The sequence below is a fragment of the Mumia sp. Pv4-285 genome, from assembly GCF_041320275.1.
GTDB classification, from domain to species: Bacteria; Actinomycetota; Actinomycetes; order Propionibacteriales; family Nocardioidaceae; genus Mumia; species Mumia qirimensis.
In genome coordinates, this window is sequence record NZ_CP162023.1 from 1,531,786 (window position 1) to 1,549,422 (window position 17,637).

Consider the following 17,637-nt stretch of genomic DNA (forward strand, 5'->3'; position numbering starts at 1 on the left):
CCAGCGGTGTGACTTCAGGGAATCTGGCGCACCGACACGAGTCCGAGCCCGAGGTCCTCGAGGGAGAAGATCACGTCGTTGAGCTCCGCCAGCCCGGCGAACTCGCCACGGAGCACGACACTGCCGTCCGGTCGGGTCGAGGCTGCCAGTCCCATGCCCCGAAGCGTCGACCTCGATCCTTCGGTGAGGACACCGTCGGCCACGATCTCGTAGACCACCGCGTGCTCGTCCCCCATGGCACCAGTCTGTTGGGGTGCGTCGGCGGGCGACTCACCCTTGGGGGGCGAGATCGTCAGAGCAGACCGATCGCCTCGGCCTTGAGCACGGCCTCGCGGCGCGACTCCACACCGAGCTTGCGGTAGATCGCGCGGAGATGGGTCTTCAGGGTGTTGCGTGAGATGAAGAGCGCCGCGCAGATCTCGGCCTGGTCCAACGTGCCCGGAAGGTACTGGAGGATCTCGTCCTCACGGACCGACAGGGCGACGACGAGCCCGACGGAGTCGCGGCGGTGCTCGCCACGGAGGTCCACGAGGAGGCGGGCGACGAGGTCGGCATGCCGCCCTACCCGCTGGCGCTCGGCGGACAGCAGCTCGACCGCGGTCGCTCCGAGCTCGCGCCAGGCGCGTCGCCACCCGTGCTGCTCCGTGCTCGCCAGTGCTCGGCGCATCGCCGTCGAGGCGGCAGTGGCGTCTTCGGTGCGGTGTGCGAGAACGGCGTGCGCGAGGTGCAGGCGGACCTCGATGTCCGGCGCTGGCGTGGGCAATGCGTCCAGGTGGTCGGCCAGCGCCGCCGCAGCCGCGCGAACGTCGCCGCTGCCGAGCAACGCGATCTCGTGCGAGAGACGCGCGTGACGCGCGACCAGCCGGCTGTGCTGCGCTTCAGCGTTGGCGGAGACGACCTGCGGAGCGGCCGTCCCGGTCCGCGTGAGGAGCGCCTGCCGCGCCGCGTCGACCTCGCGCCGCGGGAGGACGCCCGCGTGCGCGCCTGCGCGGTGCGGGCCGTGGAGCCCGGCATCGCTGCTCGGGTCGTACTCGTCGCGCTCGAACGCCACCCACCCGCGGACGAGGAGCACCGAGTCAGGCAGGTCGTCGTCACCCGCGGATGGTTGGTCGGCGATCGCCGCTGCCGCCCCCGCGAGGTCGCCCGCTCCCCACGACACCCACGCCTCGACCTCGGCGGAGGCCGTCACGATGCCGGGAAGGCCGACCCCGACCCGACGCGCCGTCGCGAGGTGCGCTGCGGCGTCCTCGGGAGCACCCGCGAACGCGGCGACGAGGCCGTTCGTGACCGCCCAGGCTGCACGCAACGCCGCTGCAGGCGACCGGGGCAGGCTGTCGTGCTCGGAGAGGACCGGTTGCGGCGTCCCCAGCGCGGGCCCGACGTCCTCGATGCGGTCGGCGGTGAGCGCCAGGCGAGCACGGCACAGGCGCGCCAGGGCATCGGCGTGCCTGGTCGCCACGATGCTCGCGGAGACCGGGCCATGGACGTGGTTCAGCTCGTCGTCGGCCACGACCGTGTCGGCTTCCACGGTTCCCAGCGCCCGAGCAGCCGCGACGAGATGGAGACGACTGTCATCGGTGCCGACGGCGTGCGGGATGGCGGCGACGAGAGAGTCGACGGCCGCCCAGGAACCGTCGCCCACTGCCACGCATGCCAGTGCGACGGCGTCGTCGGCGGCCAGGTCCCAGTCGTGGGCCTCCACCGCGTGGCGACCGCTCGGCGCATGCTCGGACTTCTCGGCGTACCAGCGGGCGGTCTCACGGTGCAGCGCTCGGACGACGTCCGGCGTCTCACGGGTCAGCTCGTCGAGCAGGACCTGCCTCAGCAGGTGGTGGTAGTGGTAGATGCCCGACTCGTCGTCTCGGGAGACGAACCCCACCCGGTGGGCGACCTCGTCGAGCACGGCGCCGGCGTCAGCGCGGCCGGCCAGCCGGACAGCGAGCGCGACGTCGAACCGCTCGGGCACCGCCGTCATGCGGAGGAAGTCCCTCAGGTCGTGGTCGAGGGAGTCGAGGACCTGGGCGACGAGATAGCTCCCCGTCGGCGAGAAGGCTCCGATGTCGACCGTGCTGCGTCTCACGCGTCCGGCACCGAGGCGGACGCCGGCGGGCCAGCCGTCGGTCTCGACGTACAGCGAGTGCGCCTCCTCGGGGTTCAGGCGCCGACCTGTGCGTGCCACCACACGGACGAGCTCACCGACCGTGAAGGCAAGATCGTCGGCACGAAGCTCACTGACCCGGCCTGAGAGTCGTTGGCCGTGGAGAGCGACGAGGGGGTCGACGCGGGTGGCCACCACGAGTGGTGCCTGCGTGCTCGCGGCTTCACAGGCTGCAAGGAAGTCGTCGCCCCAGCCGTTGCGGTGGCAGTCGTCCACGACGACGGTCCGCCCTCGCTCGAGGGCACGCCTGGCGACGCTCCAGGCGTCCGGTGCGTCCGCGTCGACCTGGACGACGCCGGTCGCTCGAGACTCGATCCACTGACGCAGGAGGACGGACTTGCCGTAGCCGGCTGGAGCGGCGACCAGCACGATCGGACGCCGAGCAGCGCGGTCGAGCGCGCCCAGCACCCGCTTGCGGACGATGACGGCGTCGTCGACGAACACCGCCTGACCCTTGTACGCACGGAGCGCCACCGCTTCCCCCTTGGTGCCTGCGGACGTCCCCACGTACGACCTCGGCACTCGGAGGCTACTCGGAGGACGGAGACCCCGCGACCGGTTGTCACGGCGTGCCGAACCGTAGGGTTGGTCCGGTGAACGACGCACAGGTCATCCGGGGGAGCTCGGTGCTGCCCGCCCGCCGTACCCCGATCACGCTCCACACCGCCGACGGGCTGGAGCTGGTGGGCGAGCTCGCCGTCCCCGAGGAGCGTGAGCCGGTCGCGACGATGATCTGCCTGCACCCGCTTCCGACGCACGGCGGCATGATGGACAGCCACCTCTTCCGCAAGGCCTCGTACCGGCTCCCGGCGCTCGCGGGGATCGCCGTGCTGCGGTTCAACACCCGCGGCACGACCAGCGCGCAGGGGACCAGCGAGGGGGCGTTCGACAAGGCGGTCGGCGAGCGGTACGACGTCGCGGCCGCGATCGAGGTCGCGGACTTCGAGGACCTGCCGAACATCTGGATCGTCGGCTGGTCGTTCGGCACGGACCTGACGCTGAAGTACGGGTTGGACTCGGAGGTCGAGGGGGCGATCCTGCTCTCGCCGCCGCTGCGGTACTCCGAGGACTCCGACCTCGATGCGTGGGCTGCGTCAGGCAAGCCCGTCGTCGCCCTCGTGCCGGAGCACGACGACTACCTTCGGCCGGCGGAGGCGCGCGAGCGCTTCGCGCGGGTGCCGCAGGCCGAGGTGATCGGCGTGGACGGCGCGAAGCACCTGTGGGTCGGTGACACGGAGCGCGTGCTCGACGAGATCGTCGCCCGCCTCGCACCGCAGGTCACAGTCCCGCTGCCACGCACGTGGGACGGGCCCATGGAACGGGCCGACGCCTCGGTGTACCGCGACCGGACAGTCGCGGCGTTCGAGGACGCCGGCCCGCAGCCAGGTGACCAGGAGACCTGAGGCTACTTGTCGTCCTCCGCGAGGTCGGCGGCAGCCGGTCCGCCGAGCTTCGCGCGCGGGACGGAGCGGTCGGCCGACGGGCGGTCGACCGGTGCGATCTCGGTGGGCTCCTCGACGGCGATGTCCTCGACGGCGGCCTCGGCCTCGACGACGACCTCCTCGACGGCTGCGACGAGCTCGGCCGCGGCCGGCTCGGACGCACCGGCAGGCGCCTGGACCGAGACATCGGCTTCGGCATCGTTGTCGAGTGCGTCGAGCCCGGCGAAGGAGCCGATGACCTCGCGCAGCTTGGTCAGCTGGCTCTTGACCGCATCACGCTTGGCGACGAGCGTGTCGAGCTCGTGCCGGACCGACGAGATCTGCTTCTCGGCGTCAGCGCGGGCCTGCGCCAGCGAGTGCTCGGACTGCGTCCGGGCGGTGTGCATGATCTGCTCGGCCTCGCGTCGTGAGCGGGCGACCATGCGCTCGGACTCGGCCTTGGTCTCCTCGCGGCGCTTGGTCGCGGCGGCGATCGCCTCGCGAGCACGGCTCTCCGCGGCGGAGGCACGGGACTCGGCGTCGGCGATCATCTTGGAGGTCTGCTCGGTGGCGACGGCGTGGGACTCGGTCGCCTCCTTGGCCATCCGCTCCCGCTCGAGCGCGAGGACCCGGCGGGCCTCGGTGAGCTCGCGGTCGGCGGCCGCGCGGACCTGCTCGGCCTCGCGCGTCGCGCTGAGGCGAGCGGAGCTGGCAGCCTGGTTGGCGGCGAGCTCGATCTGGTCAGCCTCGCGCTTGGCCTTGGCGAGGACGTCCTCGGCCTCGGCCAGCGCCAGCGCGCGCTCGCTCTCGGCCTCGGCCAGGAGACGCTCGCGCGTCTCCTCGACGTCGGCGAGCTGGACGGCGCGGAGATCGTCGGCCTCCTTGGCGGCGGCCGCCTTGATGGCACCGGCCTCGGACTCGGCGAGGCGGCGTACGTCCTCGGCCTCGCGCTTGGCGCGGTCGAGCATCTCGGAGGACTGCTGCTCCGCGAGGCCGAGCAGCTCGGCTGCGCGGCCACCGAGCCCGGCGTAGCTGGGCTTGCTCGCCTCGGTGAGCTGGCCGCGAAGGCCCGCGATCTCGGCCTCGAGGGCGCCGGCCCTCGACTCGGCCGACTGGGCCGCGGCCTTGGCGCGGGAGACCTCGGCCCGGTTCTGGGAGAGGAATGCGTCGACAGCGTCCTTGTCGTAGCCGCCGCGGCGGACCAGCGGGAAGCCGGCCCCCGTAGCCGGATTGCCGGTCGCACGGGCGAACTGGTCGCCGTCGTTGGTCACGCTGTCATGAGGGTCTGACATGGAATGCCTTCGGTCGTAGTTCGGGGGGAGGTCGCTCGGCAAAGCGTAGCGCGACCGACCCCCCGAACTCACCACTCAGATGCCGCGAAAACGGTTGATCTCCGTCAGGTGCTTCGCACGCTTCTCGTCGTTGCGCACGCCGAGGCCCTCCTCGGGCGAGAGGCAGAGCACACCGACCTTGCCCTGGTGGGCGTTCCGGTGCACGTCGAGGGCGGCCTGGCCGGTCTCGTCGAGGCTGTAGACCTTGGAGACGGTCGGGTGGACCATGCCCTTGTCGATGAGGCGGTTGGCCTCCCACGCCTCGCGGTAGTTCGCGAAGTGCGAGCTCAGGATGTTCTTGAGGTTCATCCAGAGGTAGCGGTTGTCGTACTGGTGCATGTAACCCGACGTCGACGCGCAGGTGACGATGGTGCCGCCCTTGCGTGCGACGTAGACGCTGGCGCCGAACGTCTCGCGACCCGGGTGCTCGAACACGATGTCGGGATCGTCGCCACCGGTGAGCTCGCGGATCTTGGAGCCGAGGCGCTTCCACTCGCGCGGATCCTGCTCGTGCTCGTCCTTCCAGAACTTGTAGCCCTCGGCCGAGCGGTCGATGACCAGCTCGGCTCCCATCGAGCGTACGATCTCGGCCTTCTCGGGCGAGGAGACGACGCACACCGGCGTCGCGCCTCCGTTGAGCGCGAACTGCGTGGCGTACGACCCGAGGCCGCCCGAGGCTCCCCAGATCAGGACGGTGTCGCCCTGCTTCATCGCCGCGCCGTTCTTGGAGACCAGCTGGCGGTACGCGGTGGAGTTCACCAGGCCGGGGCTGGCGGCCTCCTCCCACGAGAGGTGGTCGGGCTTGGGCATCAGCTGGTTCGCCTTGACGATCGCCAGCTCCGCGAGGCCACCGAAGTTGGTCTCGAAGCCCCAGATGCGCTGCTCGGGGTCCATCATCGTGTCGTTGTGGCCGTCGGGGCTCTCGAGCTCGACCGACAGGCAGTGGGCGACGACCTCCTGCCCTGCCTTCCAGGCGTTGACACCGGGACCGGTGCGAAGGACGACGCCGGCGAGGTCGGAGCCGACCACGTGGTAGGGGAGGTCGTGGCGCTTCGTGTACTCGGAGAGGCGCCCGTACCGCTCGAGGAACCCGAAGGTCGAGACCGGCTCGAAGATCGAGGTCCAGACGGTGTTGTAGTTGATCGAGCTCGCCATCACCGCGACCAGGGCCTCACCCGGCGCCAGCTCTGGGACTGGTACGTCGTCGAGGTGCAGGCTCTTGCGAGGGTCCTTGTCGCGGGTGGCCAGCCCCTCGAACATGTCGGTCTCGTCCTTGTGGACGGTGACACCCCGGTAGGTCTCCGGGATGGCGATGTTCGCGAAGTCCTCGCTCGAGGTGTCTCCCGCCATGATCGCGTCGAGAATGTGCTGCACGTCGTCCTCCAGAATTGAGCGGCGCTCTTGCGTTACGCGGATATTACTCATCGGTAATGGCCGTGGTGTACGAGTGTGACCGATGTCGCCCCGCGGGGTGCGTCCGGAGCCGTGTGCCCGCATGATTCGTGACCGGCGGGTATCCGCCGACAGTACCGCCCAGGTTCCCCGCCGGTAGCGTGGGTGGCGCGCGGAGCGAGGGGCCAGGAGAGACGTGAACCAGATCGATCTCAACAGCGACGTCGGTGAGTCGTTCGGACGCTGGGAGCTGGGAGACGACGCTGCGATCCTCCGGCTCGTCACCAGCGCCAACGTCGCGTGCGGGTTCCATGCAGGAGATCCGCGGACGCTGCGGCGTACGTGCGAGCTGGCCGCCGCGGGCGCGGTCACCGTGGGTGCGCAGGTCGGCTACCGCGACCTCGCGGGCTTCGGACGCCGGTTCATCGACGTGGACCCGGTCGAGCTGGCCGACGACGTGGTCTACCAGGTGGGTGGGCTCGACGGCGTCGCGCGGGTCGCCGGGACCGGCGTCCGCTACGTCAAGCCGCACGGCGCTCTCTACCACGCCACCGTGCACCACGACGGGCAGGCGCGAGCCGTCGCCGAGGCCGTCCGGGCGTACGACCCGTCGCTCCCGTTGCTCGGTCTGCCGGGCTCGCGGCTGCTGGCGTGGGGCGAGCGCCTGGGGTTGCGAACGGTCCGGGAGGCGTTCGCGGACCGCGCCTACACGCGGTCGGGGGAGCTGGTGCCGCGTACGCAGTCGGGCAGCGTCCTGCACGACGCCGCGCACGTCGCGGAGCGCGTTCTCCGGATGGTCACCGAAGGAGCGGTGGAGGCGATCGACGGGACCGACGTCCGCATCACGGCAGAGTCCGTCTGTGTGCACGGCGACACTCCGGGTGCCGTCACGATGGCCCGACGCGTCCGTGAGGTGCTCGAGGCCGCCGGGGTGACGCTCGGGGCGTTCGTGTGAGGGTCCGGCCCTACGGCGACCGCGCGCTGATCGTGGACCTGGACGACGCCGGGTCGGTGGTGACGTGGGCCGAGGCGGTGCGAGCGGCGTCGCTGGGGGGTGTGGCGGACGTCGTCCCGGCGGCGCGGACGGTCCTCGTCGTGTCCGAGGACGGGGCGGACGTGGCCGCACTCGCGACGTCTCTCCGTGGCATCGAGCCCGCGACGGCTGGACCGGGCGCGCCGACGGCGGACGCCGACGAGATCGTGGTGCGCGTCCGTTACGACGGTCCCGACCTCGCCGAGGTCGCCGACCTCACCGGTCTGGGCGTCCGCGGGGTGGTCGCTGCGCACACGGGCCGGCCGTGGCGGGTCGGCTTCGGGGGGTTCGCGCCGGGATTCGCCTACCTCGTCGGAGGCGACCCGCGCCTGGAGGTGCCGCGTCGCCCTCAGGCTCGTACGACCGTGCCGGCGGGTGCGGTCGGGCTCGCGGGGGAGTACTCGGGGATCTACCCGCGCACCTCACCGGGCGGCTGGCAGCTGATCGGGACGACCGACGCGGTGCTCTGGGACCTCGAACGCGACCCGCCCGCGCTGCTGCGACCGGGCGCCGTGGTCCGGTTCGTGGAGGAGCAGAGCTTGGAGGAAGGGTGACGGCGCTCGAGGTGGTGGGCAGTGGCCCGCTCGCGCTCGTGCAGGACGGCGGCCGGCCGGGGTGGTCGGCGATCGGGGTGGGCCGGTCCGGCGCGGCCGACCGGGCGTCGTACCGGCTGGCGAACCGACTGCTCGCCAACCCCGAGGGTGCCGCCGCGATCGAGGTGCTGCTCGGCGGGTTCGAGGCGGTCGCGCGCGACGGCGACCTGTGGGTCGCCGTCACCGGCGCACCCGCGTCCCTGACCGTCGGGTCGCGCGCCGCGGACCCGTATGCCGCGGTCGCGCTGCGCCAGGGCGAGCGGCTGCGACTGGGGACTCCGTCAGCGGGGCTGCGGTCGTACGTCGCCGTCAGGGGCGGTGTCGACGTGCCGCCGGTGCTCGGCTCGCGGAGCCGAGACGTGCTCGCCGAGATCGGTCCGGCGCCGCTCGCCGCGGGCGACCGGCTCCCCGTCGGGCCGACACCCACCGCCTACCCGCACGTCGACGCGGTGCCCGCGACGGCCTACGACGACGAGGTCCTGCTGCGGGTGGTGAGAGGCCCCCGCGACGACTGGGTCGCCGACGCGGACGCGCTCGTGTCGACGACCTGGCACGCCTCCGCGAACAGCGACCGCGTCGGGATGCGGCTCGACGGTGCGGCGATGTCCCTCGCGGACCCTCGCCGTCAGCTCCCGTCCGAGGGGGCGTGCCGCGGTGCGATCCAGGTGCCGCCGAGCGGGGAGCCGGTCGTGCTGCTCGCCGACCATCCCGTCACGGGCGGCTATCCGGTGGTCGGCGTCGTCGTGGACGCCGACGTCGACCGCGCGGCACAGGTACGCCCCGGCCAGCCGCTGCGCCTGCGGTGGGCGTGAGCGCCGGGACGGGGCGTACGGGTCAGTGCGTGGTGTCGGCGGCGGGCTCGACGAGCTCCACCAGCACCCCGCCGGCGTCCTTGGGGTGCACGAAGTTGACCCGGCTGTCGGACGTGCCGCGCTTCGGCTGGTCGTACAGGAGACGCATGCCGCGGCTGCGGAGCACGTCACTCACAGCGTCGAGGTCGCTCACGCGGTAGGCGAGCTGCTGGATGCCCGGGCCGTTGCGGGTGAGGAACTTCGCGATCGTCGACTGGTCCGAGAGCGGTGCGAGGAGCTGGATGCGCTGGTCGGTCTCGCCGACGGCGAGCATCGCCTCGCGGACCCCCTGCTCCTCGTTGATCTCCTCGTGCACCGAGTGCAGGCCGAAGACGTTGGCGTAGAACTCGAGCGCCTCGTCGAGGTCGGGCACCGCGATGCCGACGTGGTCGATGGCGATGAGCAGATGATCGGGAACCATGCGAGGCACCCTAGGACAGATCAGCGCCCGCGCGGCTCCCCGGGCGCCCCTGTGACCTTCCTCACCGCACGCGACGACGATGTTACGGGCGAGTATCGTGCTGGCAAGCCAACCGCGTTCCGCCGTCCTCGGCCGGCCCCGCGCCTCCCGCGCTCGAAGGAGTTCTCATGTCTCGTCAGTCCGTCATCGTGGCCGGTGCCCGCACCCCGATCGGCCGACTCCTCGGTGGTCTCAAGTCGCAGTCCGCATCGGACCTGGGCGGCGTCGCGATCAAGGGTGCGCTCGAGAGGGCCGGCATCACCGGCGACCAGGTCGAGTACGTCATCATGGGCCAGGTCCTCGGCGCCGGCGCCGGTCAGGTGCCCGCCCGCCAGGCCGCGTACAAGGGCGGCATCCCGCTCGACGTCCCGGCGATCACCATCAACAAGGTCTGTCTGTCCGGTCTCAACGCGATCGCGACGGCCGACCAGCTGATCCGCGCCGGCGAGTACGACGTCGTCGTCGCCGGCGGGCAGGAGTCGATGACCCAGGCGCCGCACCTCCTGAAGGGATCGCGCGAGGGATACAAGTACGGCGCACAGACGATCCTCGACCACATGGAGTACGACGGCCTCTGGGACGCGCTCACCGACCAGGCGATGGGCAAGCTCACCGAGTCGCGCAACGGCGAGGTCGACGCGCTCTCCCGCGAGGACCAGGACGCGTTCGGCGCCCGCTCGCACCAGCTCGCCGCCGCGGCGCAGAAGAACGGCGTCTTCGACGACGAGATCGTGCCGGTCGAGATCGCCGGACGTCGCGAGACCGTCACCGTGTCCACCGACGAGGGCGTCCGTGGCGACACCACCGCCGAGACCCTCGGCAAGCTGCGTCCCGCCTTCGCGAAGGAAGGCACCATCACCGCCGGCACCGCGTCCCAGATCTCCGACGGCGCCTGCGCGGTCGTCGTCATGGCCAAGGAGAAGGCCGAGGAGCTGGGCCTCACCTGGATCGCCGAGATCGGTGCTGCCGGCTACGTCGCCGGGCCTGACTCCTCGCTGCAGATGCAGCCGGCCAACGCGATCGTCAAGGCCTGCGAGAAGGAAGGCATCGCACCCTCCGACCTCGACCTGGTCGAGATCAACGAGGCGTTCGCCGCCGTCGGCATCGCCAGCCAGCGTGAGCTCGGCATCGATGAGGACAAGGTCAACGTCAACGGCGGCGCGATCTCGCTCGGTCACCCGATCGGCATGAGTGGAGCCCGTGTCGTGCTGCACCTGGCGCTCGAGCTCGCCCGGCGCGGTGGCGGCACCGGCGCAGCCGCGCTCTGCGGTGGCGGCGGCCAGGGCGACGCGCTGATCATCCGCGTCCCGCAGCGCTGACCGCGGCCCGGCGCCGTACGGAGGAGAGTGCCCGCTTGATGGCACGTCGTACGGTCGCCGTCGACGAGCTCGTGACCCGAGCCGTCGACGGCGACCCCCGCGCGGTGGCACGCCTGATCTCGCTGGTCGAGGACGCGTCAGCGCTCCTGCCGGAGGTCAGCGCCGCGCTCGCCCCGCACCTCGGTCGCGCCCAGGTCATCGGGCTCACCGGCTCGCCCGGCGTCGGCAAGTCGACGACGACCGGAGCGCTGGTCGCATCACTGCGAGCACAGGGTCGCAAGGTCGGCGTGCTGGCGGTGGACCCGACGTCGCCGTTCTCCGGCGGGGCGCTGCTCGGTGACCGCATCCGGATGCAGGACCATGCGGGCGACCCCGGCGTGATCATCCGGTCGATGGCCACGCGCGGGCACCTCGGCGGACTCGCCTGGGCGGCGCCGCAGGCTCTGCGCGTCCTCGACGCCGCCGGGTGCGACGTGATCCTGGTGGAGACCGTGGGAGTCGGGCAGTCCGAGGTCGAGATCTCGCGGCTCGCCGACACGACGGTCGTCCTCCTCGCGCCGGGGATGGGCGACGGCATCCAGGCGGCGAAGGCGGGCATCCTCGAGATCGCCGACGTCTACGTCGTCAACAAGGCCGACCGCGACGGCGCGAGCCAGGTGCGCCGCGAGCTCCGCGGCATGCTCTCTCTCACCCAGCGCCCGGACGGCGGATGGAAGCCGCCGATCGTCCTCACCGTCGCGTACCGGGAGGAGGGCATCGACGAGGTGGTCGCCGCCCTCGACGCGCACCTGGGGCACCTGCGCGAGTCCGGAGAGCTCGGGCGTCGCCGGCTGCGGCGGACCCGCGACGAGATCGAGACGGTGGCGACGACCGAGCTCCGGCAACGGTTCGAGGCGCTGCACGGCGACCGGCGGCTCGACGCGCTCGCTGCGGATGTCGTGGCCGGTCGCAGCGATCCCTTCGCCGCCGCGCGCGCCCTGCTCGGGGAGGTCTGAGCCGCTCCCGAACGGCCGCGGCTGCACGTTGCGGCGAGGTGACCGGAAGCATCGCGGCGCGCCTGGCCACACGCCCCCGCCGAATCCGCTATAAACGACCGAGAGTGTGCCCCAGCATTCTGCCCCCGAGAAAGGCAGCAGTGGTGAAAAAGGCGATTCAGGTCGTCCTGGTGATCTTCGTGATCTATTTCCTGCTCACGAACCCCACCGGTGCTGCCAACGCGGTCGAGCAGATCTTCAACTGGATCGTCGACGCCCTCGGCGCGATCGCTTCATTCCTCCAGTCGCTGCTGAACTGAAGGTCGTCCGGTGCTGCGTCAGGCCTTGCGCGTCGTGCCGGACCGCAACATCGGCAAGCACCTGCTCCTCGACGACGGCGAGCGCGTCAAGGACGTCGTGCGCCACCACTGGGTCTCTTTCGTCGGCCCGTACGCGATCGTGGCGGGTGGCGCGCTGCTGATCGTGCTGTTCCCGGTCATGCCGATCGATGCCGCGGGGTTCCTCGCGCTCGTCGGCATCGCCGTGATCGGGTACGGCATGTTCCGTGCCGCAGAACGGCACCTCGACGTCTTCGTGATCACCAACCACCGCGTGCTCAAGATCCGCGGTGTCTTCGAGGTGAAGGTCGCGACGATGCCGATGGCCCGAATCCTCGACATCACCGTCGAGCGCACGGTGCTCGGCCGGATCCTCGGCTACGGCCACTTCGTGTTCGAGTCCGCGGCGCAGGCTCAGGGACTGCGCGACATCCGGTTCATCCCGGACCCGCTCGAGCGCGACCGTACGATCCAGCGCGCGCTCGTCGCGGCCGGCCTCCGCGGCCCCGCACCGCGCTGACTCCGTCCCGCCCCCGCTCGGGGACGGGACGGACGCAGCTCAGACCTGGGCGTCCCGCTCCTGGGCGGCCAGGGCGCGCGCGAGGTCGGAGCGCCCCTCGCTGACGTAGCGGCGGGTGGTCGGATCGTGGTCCGCCCTGCTCTCGAGCCACGCGTCGACGGCCTCGAGGTCCTCGCTCCGCGGGTTCGCGCGGGGGAAGAAGCTCTCGAGGATCTCCGACGCCCGCCACACGCCCTTCTCGATGACCGTCTCGGCGACCTCGAGGTAGCGGGCGACGTACGGCGCGAGGAGCTCGCCCTGGCCAGGCTGCTGGAAGGCGCGCGCGATGCTGCGCTGGGTCTCGTTCGGGAGGTCGTCCCGGACGACGACCGCGTCCCAGGCGTACTCCTTCGCCGCGGCGTCCGGTCGCGACGCACGCGCACCGGCGGCCTTCTCCTGCCCCGCGATGGTGTTGTCGCGGGCGAGCTCGGCGTCGATCTCGGCGTCGCCGAACGCACCGGCACGCGCGAGACCACTGACGATGGCCCACCGCAGGTCGGTGTCGACCGCGAGACCCTCGGGCACGACGGAGCCGTCGAGCAGACCCGTCAGGTAGGCGATGGCGTCGGCCGAGGTGGCCGCACCGGCGTAGGCCCGGACGAACGCGAGCTGGTGGTCGGAACCCGCGGCGGCAGCGTCGAGGAGCCCTCGCACGCCCTGCTCCCACTGCGTGCCGAGCGCTTCGCGGTTGTCGGGCGCCGAGAACAGCGCGACCGCCGACCCGCCCTGGCGGAGCAGGGTCTGCACGGCCGTGAGGTCGGACTCCGTGCCGACCCCGGCGAGCACGATCGGGACGAACTGCCGCGCGGGCAGCTCGGCGTCGCGCAGCATGTCCCACGCGGCGCCCCAGCAGAGCGCACGCGCCAGCGAGTCGGGGAGGTCGGCGATCGAGGTCGTCAGCGTCTCCAGCGACCGCTCGTCCAACCGGATCTTGGCGTACGTGAGGTCGTCGTCGTTGAGGAGGACGAGGTCGGGCTGCTCCTGGCCGACCAGCGAGTCGACCTCGGTCAGCGCGCCCTCGATGTCGGTCTCGACCCGCGTCCGGCGGACGAGACCGGCGTCGGTGCGGTCGTAGAGGCCGATGGCGATGCGGTGACGGCGCAGGGTCGGGTACGCGTCGGCCGCGGTCTGCTCGACCGCGAACGACGTGAACGCGCCGTCGGCGTCGACCGCGAACCGCGGGCGCAGCGTGTTGACGCCCGAGGTCTGCAGCCACTCGTTCGCCCACGAGGTGAGCTCGCGGCCGGACGCCTCCTCGAGCTCGACGAGGAGGTCTCGGAGCTCGGTGTTGCCGTAGGCGTGCTTGGAGAAGTAGGCGCGGAGGCCGGCGAAGAAGTCCTTCTCACCGACCCACGCGACGAGCTGCTTGAGCGTCGACGCACCCTTCGCGTACGTGATGCCGTCGAAGTTGGCCTCGACCGCGTGCAGGTCGTAGTTGTCCGCGGCGATCGGATGCGTCGAGGGCAGCTGGTCCTGGCGGTACGCCCAGTTCTTGCGCTGGTTCGTGAACCCCGTCCAGGCGCCGGTGTACTTGGTGGCGTTGACCTCGGCGTGGTGCGACGCGAACTCGGCGAACGACTCGTTGAGCCACAGGTCGTCCCACCACTTCATGGTCACGAGGTCGCCGAACCACATGTGCGCCATCTCGTGAAGGATCGTGTTGGCGCGCGACTCGTACGCGGCATGCGTCTGGCGGCTGCGGAAGATGTACTCGTCGCGGAACGTCACCGCTCCGGCGTTCTCCATCGCGCCCATGTTGTACTCCGGGACGAACGCCTGGTCGTACTTGCCGAAGGGGTAGCCCATCTCGAAGACGCCCTCGAAGAAGCCGAAGCCCTGCTTGGTGATCTCGAAGATCTCGTCGGCGTCGACGTGCTCACGCAGGCTCTTGCGCACCTGGATACCGAGCGGGATCGCGCCGTACTCGCCCTTGTAGGTGTCGGTGATCGTGTCGTACTCACCGGCGATCAGCGCGGTGATGTAGGTCGACATGCGCTTGGTCTCGGCGAACTCCCAGCGGCTGACGCCGGCGCGGAGGTCGGTGGGCTCGGGCGTGGGGGAGTTCGAGACGACGGTCCACCCGGTGGGGGCGTCGATCGTGAAGGTGAACGTCGACTTGAGGTCGGGCTGCTCGAAGGTCGTGTAGACGCGACGGGCGTCGGGGACCTCGAACTGCGTGTAGAGGTAGACGCGGTCGTCGGCCGGGTCGACGAAGCGGTGCAGGCCCTCGCCGGTGCGCGAGTAGGGGAGACGGGTCTCGACCCGGAGCTCGTTCTCGGCGGCGAGGTCGGTCAGCGCGATGCGGCTGTCCGCGTACGCCGACGCGTCCAGCTCGGCGCCGTTCAGCCAGATCTTCGGGTCGCGCGCGTCGACCAGGTCAGCGAACGTCGACGCGCCCGGCTCCTTGCACGAGAAGCGGACGACGGTGGTCGACCCGAACTCGGTGGCGGAGAGAGTGAGGTCGAGGTCGACGGCGTAGTGGTGGACGTCGAGGAGCGCAGCCCGCTCCTGCGCTTCGGCACGCGTGAGGTTGGTTCCTGGCATGTGGCCCATCCTGTCACTCGGGCGGTGGGCGGGGCCACGGCGGTTTCGACGCGCGGCGCTCGCTAACCGTCCGACGGCCGCGGCGCCACCTCCCGCGCGTACGCCGCGGGAGGGGTGCCGACCACCTCGGTGAAGCGCCGTACGAGATGCGCCTGGTCGCTGAAACCGAGGTCGGCAGCGAGCACGGCCCACTCGACGGCGTCGCCCGACCGGGCGGCGGCCGCGGCGTCGAGCAGCCGGAACCGCTGCACGACCCACTTCGGCCCCACCCCGACGTACGTGGCGAACTCCCGCTGGAGCGTGCGCAGGCTGACCCCGGCGTACGAGGCGAGAGCGTCCGCGCGCGTCACGGTGCGGTCGGTCTCGGCGTGCTCGACGACCGCCCGCACCTCGTACGCCCGGGGGTCGGGCTCAATCCCGACCGCACCCAGGTACGCGGTGAGCGCCGCCGCCATCTCCTCGTCGGTGGCCTCCGGTGCCAGGATCGTCGCTGCGTACGGGCGGTCGTCGACGCCGAGCACGTCGCCTGCCGGCAGGAGCTGGTCGTACAGGTCGGCGACGTCGCCGCGGAGGTACGCGTGGAAGCCACCCGGGACGAACGACGCGCCCAGGACGTGGCCGCGCCCGGCCAGGGTGCGCGTGAACAGCCGTGGGATCACGCCGTGCACGAGCAGCCGCCCCTGCTCCGCGGCCAGGTGCACCCGCGGCTGTGGCACCACTGCCTGCTCGTACGGCTCCTCGACCTCCCACCGGACCCGCCAGAGGTAGTCGACACCGTCGAGACCCGACGGCGCATCGATCCGGCGCACGTCGATCGGCTCGGCGCGTCCGACGATCGCCTGCGGATACCCCTCCGGCTCCTGCATGCCACCACCCTAGGAGGTGGCGCGTTTGTTCAAGACCGGTCGTGCCGCTCACGACGAGCATCGGTGGCATGACCTACGAGAAGCAGGCAGTGGCGACGTTCCAGGTGGCGAGCTGGGAGGAGTCGGTGGTCGAGGACATCGACGGGTCCGGCAGCGAGATGAACGGGGTGTACTACCCAGATCGCGGCATCACCCGCGCGACCGTCCGGTACACGTACGCCGGTGACATGGAGGGCGAGGGCGTCGTCCAGTACCTGATGACGTACAAGCCCGGCGACGCCCCGATCCTCGCGGTCGAGCGGTTCACGGGATCGATCGGCGGGCACGAGGGCACCTGCGTGATCCTCCACCGTGCCTCCCACGACGCGATGACCGTCACCGATGCTGCCGAGGTGGTCGAGGGGATGGGCACTGGTGGCCTCGAGACGCTGCGCGGCGAGGGGACGCCCGAGGTCGACGGGCACAGCGACGAGGGCTACCGGTTCGTCCTGCGGTACACGGTCTGAGCGAGCCCGGGACATCTTCATCGGTCTCGCACTGCTCGCCTTCGCGGTCCGGGTCGCCGTCGTACGCCCGGCGCCGTGGGAGCCGTCACACGGTTCCTGGGGACCGACTCGGGCAGGATGGGGGCATGGCCCTGCCCTTCGCGCAGTCGCGGCGCTCCACCGTCGGCATCGAGTGGGAGCTCGCTCTCGTCGACGCCGACACGGGCGACCTCCGGCAGGTCGCCCGTACGGTCCTCGACGCGCTCGCCGGGCCCGACGGCTCGCCCCACCCGCACGTCCACCAGGAGCTGCTGCTCAACACCGTCGAGATCGTGTCCGGTGTCCACGAGCGGGTCAGCGACGCGGGCAGCGACCTGCGCAGGAGCATCGATCTGGTCCGCGGGGTCACGGGGCCGTTGAGGGTCGAGCTGATGTGTGCGGGGACCCACCCGTTCGCCCAGTGGGACCACCAGAAGGTCACCGACAAGGAGCGCTACAACACGCTCATCGACCGCACCCAGTGGTGGGGGCGCCAGATGCTCATCTACGGCGTCCACGTCCACGTCGGCATCGAGGACCGGGCGAAGGTCCTGCCGCTGATGCGTGCCGTCCTCGCGTACTTCGGCCACCTCCAGGCACTGTCGGCGTCGTCGCCGTTCTGGGGTGCGAAGGACACCGGGTACGCCTCCAACCGCGCGCTGATGTTCCAGCAGCTCCCGACGGCGGGGCTGCCGTTCCGGCTCGACGCATGGTCCGACCTCGAGCAGTACACCGACGACATGCTCCACACCGGCGTGATCGACGACTTCAGCGAGGTGCGGTGGGACATCCGGCCGTCGCCTCGGTTCGGCACGCTGGAGGTCCGGATCTGCGACGGTACGCCGACGCTCACCGAGCTCCTCGCGATCGCTGCGCTCACCCAGTGCCTCGTGGACCACTTCTCGTCCGAGCTCGACGCCGGACGGGAGCTCCCCGACCTGCCGCAGTGGTTCCTCCAGGAGAACAAGTGGCGCTCCGCCCGGTACGGGATGGACGCGATCCTGATCCTCGACGCCGACGGCGACGAGGAGCTGGTGACCACCGACGTACGCCGGCTCCTCGAGGTCCTCGCGCCCACGGCCGAGCGGCTCGGGTGCACCGACGAGCTGGCGGACATCGAGACGATCCTCACCGGCGGTGCCTCGTACCAGCGGCAGCGCGAGGTCGCGCGTCGGCACGACGGTGACCTGCAGCCGGTGGCGTTCGCCCTCGTCGAGGAAATGCACGCCGGTCGCCCGTTGTTGTGACGGAGAAGGCTTCTGCTGCGCCGGCAC

General features: G+C 71.3%; 17 protein-coding genes. 10 read left to right on the forward strand and 7 right to left on the reverse strand.

The annotated features are described in order from the left end of the window. Positions 1–14: 14 nt before the first annotated feature. Both AB3M34_RS07395 and AB3M34_RS07400 read right to left on the reverse strand, forming a co-directional pair. Positions 15–236: a hypothetical protein gene (locus tag AB3M34_RS07395; RefSeq protein ID WP_370618644.1), complete on the reverse strand. Its 222-nt coding sequence runs from the start codon at positions 234–236 to the stop codon at positions 15–17. A gap of 56 nt (positions 237–292) precedes the next feature. Next, a complete protein-coding gene (locus AB3M34_RS07400) occupies positions 293–2,632 on the reverse strand; it encodes a LuxR C-terminal-related transcriptional regulator (RefSeq protein WP_370618645.1) in 2,340 nt (779 codons plus the stop codon). Between the two features lie 119 nt (positions 2,633–2,751). Between AB3M34_RS07400 and AB3M34_RS07405 the strand changes: the two genes are divergently transcribed. Next, complete coding sequence (locus AB3M34_RS07405; protein WP_370618647.1) at positions 2,752–3,561, forward strand: alpha/beta hydrolase; 810 nt, start codon at positions 2,752–2,754, stop codon at positions 3,559–3,561. 2 nt (positions 3,562–3,563) lie between these two features. Here the strand turns inward: AB3M34_RS07405 and AB3M34_RS07410 are convergent, their stop codons facing one another. Both AB3M34_RS07410 and ccrA read right to left on the reverse strand, forming a co-directional pair. Continuing rightward, positions 3,564–4,871 carry a hypothetical protein gene (locus AB3M34_RS07410; protein WP_370618649.1) on the reverse strand — a complete coding sequence of 436 codons (1,308 nt, stop codon included), beginning with the start codon at positions 4,869–4,871 and terminating at the stop codon, positions 3,564–3,566. 75 nt (positions 4,872–4,946) lie between these two features. Continuing rightward, positions 4,947–6,284 carry a crotonyl-CoA carboxylase/reductase gene (ccrA, locus tag AB3M34_RS07415; RefSeq protein ID WP_370618650.1) on the reverse strand — a complete coding sequence of 446 codons (1,338 nt, stop codon included), beginning with the start codon at positions 6,282–6,284 and terminating at the stop codon, positions 4,947–4,949. Between the two features lie 214 nt (positions 6,285–6,498). Between ccrA and AB3M34_RS07420 the strand changes: the two genes are divergently transcribed. From AB3M34_RS07420 to AB3M34_RS07430, 3 genes are read left to right on the forward strand one after another with little or no spacing between them, the layout of a single operon-like run. Continuing rightward, a complete protein-coding gene (locus AB3M34_RS07420) occupies positions 6,499–7,257 on the forward strand; it encodes a LamB/YcsF family protein (RefSeq protein WP_370618652.1) in 759 nt (252 codons plus the stop codon). Next, positions 7,254–7,889, forward strand: coding sequence for a 5-oxoprolinase subunit B family protein (locus tag AB3M34_RS07425; RefSeq protein ID WP_370618654.1), 636 nt, complete (start codon positions 7,254–7,256; stop codon positions 7,887–7,889). The genes AB3M34_RS07420 and AB3M34_RS07425 overlap by 4 nt, the downstream gene beginning before the upstream one ends. Next, positions 7,886–8,740, forward strand: a complete 855-nt coding sequence (locus AB3M34_RS07430) for a biotin-dependent carboxyltransferase family protein (protein ID WP_370618656.1) — start codon at positions 7,886–7,888, stop codon at positions 8,738–8,740. The genes AB3M34_RS07425 and AB3M34_RS07430 overlap by 4 nt, the downstream gene beginning before the upstream one ends. A 22-nt stretch (positions 8,741–8,762) precedes the next feature. Here AB3M34_RS07430 and mce read toward each other — a convergent pair whose 3' ends face one another. Continuing rightward, on the reverse strand, positions 8,763–9,200 hold the full coding sequence (gene mce / locus AB3M34_RS07435) for a methylmalonyl-CoA epimerase (protein WP_370618658.1): 438 nt from the start codon (positions 9,198–9,200) through the stop codon (positions 8,763–8,765). A 167-nt stretch (positions 9,201–9,367) separates the two neighbouring features. On the opposite strand from mce, the gene AB3M34_RS07440 reads away from it, so the two are divergent. The 4 genes from AB3M34_RS07440 to AB3M34_RS07455 all read left to right on the forward strand — a co-directional run bounded on the left by AB3M34_RS07440 (position 9,368) and on the right by AB3M34_RS07455 (position 12,390). Continuing rightward, entirely contained in the window at positions 9,368–10,558 is a 1,191-nt protein-coding gene (locus AB3M34_RS07440) for an acetyl-CoA C-acetyltransferase (RefSeq protein ID WP_370618660.1), read from the forward strand. 38 nt (positions 10,559–10,596) lie between these two features. Further along, entirely contained in the window at positions 10,597–11,553 is a 957-nt protein-coding gene (gene meaB / locus AB3M34_RS07445) for a methylmalonyl Co-A mutase-associated GTPase MeaB (RefSeq protein WP_370618661.1), read from the forward strand. Positions 11,554–11,696: 143 nt separating this feature from the next. Then, positions 11,697–11,852 (forward strand): hypothetical protein, encoded by a 156-nt coding sequence (locus tag AB3M34_RS07450; RefSeq protein WP_370618662.1) that lies wholly within the window; start codon positions 11,697–11,699, stop codon positions 11,850–11,852. 10 nt (positions 11,853–11,862) lie between these two features. Then, positions 11,863–12,390: a PH domain-containing protein gene (locus tag AB3M34_RS07455; protein ID WP_370618663.1), complete on the forward strand. Its 528-nt coding sequence runs from the start codon at positions 11,863–11,865 to the stop codon at positions 12,388–12,390. A 39-nt stretch (positions 12,391–12,429) separates the two neighbouring features. Here AB3M34_RS07455 and pepN read toward each other — a convergent pair whose 3' ends face one another. Further along, positions 12,430–14,973 (reverse strand): aminopeptidase N, encoded by a 2,544-nt coding sequence (pepN, locus tag AB3M34_RS07460; RefSeq protein WP_370618664.1) that lies wholly within the window; start codon positions 14,971–14,973, stop codon positions 12,430–12,432. Between the two features lie 62 nt (positions 14,974–15,035). Then, complete coding sequence (locus AB3M34_RS07465) at positions 15,036–15,839, reverse strand: helix-turn-helix domain-containing protein (protein WP_370618665.1); 804 nt, start codon at positions 15,837–15,839, stop codon at positions 15,036–15,038. 68 nt (positions 15,840–15,907) lie between these two features. On the opposite strand from AB3M34_RS07465, the gene AB3M34_RS07470 reads away from it, so the two are divergent. Both AB3M34_RS07470 and AB3M34_RS07475 read left to right on the forward strand, forming a co-directional pair. Further along, on the forward strand, positions 15,908–16,345 hold the full coding sequence (locus AB3M34_RS07470; protein ID WP_370618666.1) for a DUF3224 domain-containing protein: 438 nt from the start codon (positions 15,908–15,910) through the stop codon (positions 16,343–16,345). 125 nt (positions 16,346–16,470) lie between these two features. Beyond that, positions 16,471–17,610, forward strand: coding sequence for a glutamate--cysteine ligase (locus AB3M34_RS07475; protein ID WP_370618667.1), 1,140 nt, complete (start codon positions 16,471–16,473; stop codon positions 17,608–17,610). The last annotated feature ends 27 nt before the right edge of the window (positions 17,611–17,637 follow it).

Bases quoted from the DNA above. Each gene is read 5' to 3' on its own strand.
- AB3M34_RS07395 (WP_370618644.1), bottom strand. From the start codon at position 236: ATGGGGGACGAGCACGCGGTGGTCTACGAGATCGTGGCCGACGGTGTC.
- AB3M34_RS07410 (WP_370618649.1), bottom strand. From the start codon at position 4,871: ATGTCAGACCCTCATGACAGCGTGACCAACGACGGCGACCAGTTCGCC.
- mce (WP_370618658.1), bottom strand. From the start codon at position 9,200: ATGGTTCCCGATCATCTGCTCATCGCCATCGACCACGTCGGCATCGCG.
- AB3M34_RS07440 (WP_370618660.1), top strand. From the start codon at position 9,368: ATGTCTCGTCAGTCCGTCATCGTGGCCGGTGCCCGCACCCCGATCGGC.
- meaB (WP_370618661.1), top strand. From the start codon at position 10,597: ATGGCACGTCGTACGGTCGCCGTCGACGAGCTCGTGACCCGAGCCGTC.
- pepN (WP_370618664.1), bottom strand. From the start codon at position 14,973: ATGCCAGGAACCAACCTCACGCGTGCCGAAGCGCAGGAGCGGGCTGCG.
- AB3M34_RS07465 (WP_370618665.1), bottom strand. From the start codon at position 15,839: ATGCAGGAGCCGGAGGGGTATCCGCAGGCGATCGTCGGACGCGCCGAG.
- AB3M34_RS07470 (WP_370618666.1), top strand. From the start codon at position 15,908: ATGACCTACGAGAAGCAGGCAGTGGCGACGTTCCAGGTGGCGAGCTGG.
- AB3M34_RS07475 (WP_370618667.1), top strand. From the start codon at position 16,471: ATGGCCCTGCCCTTCGCGCAGTCGCGGCGCTCCACCGTCGGCATCGAG.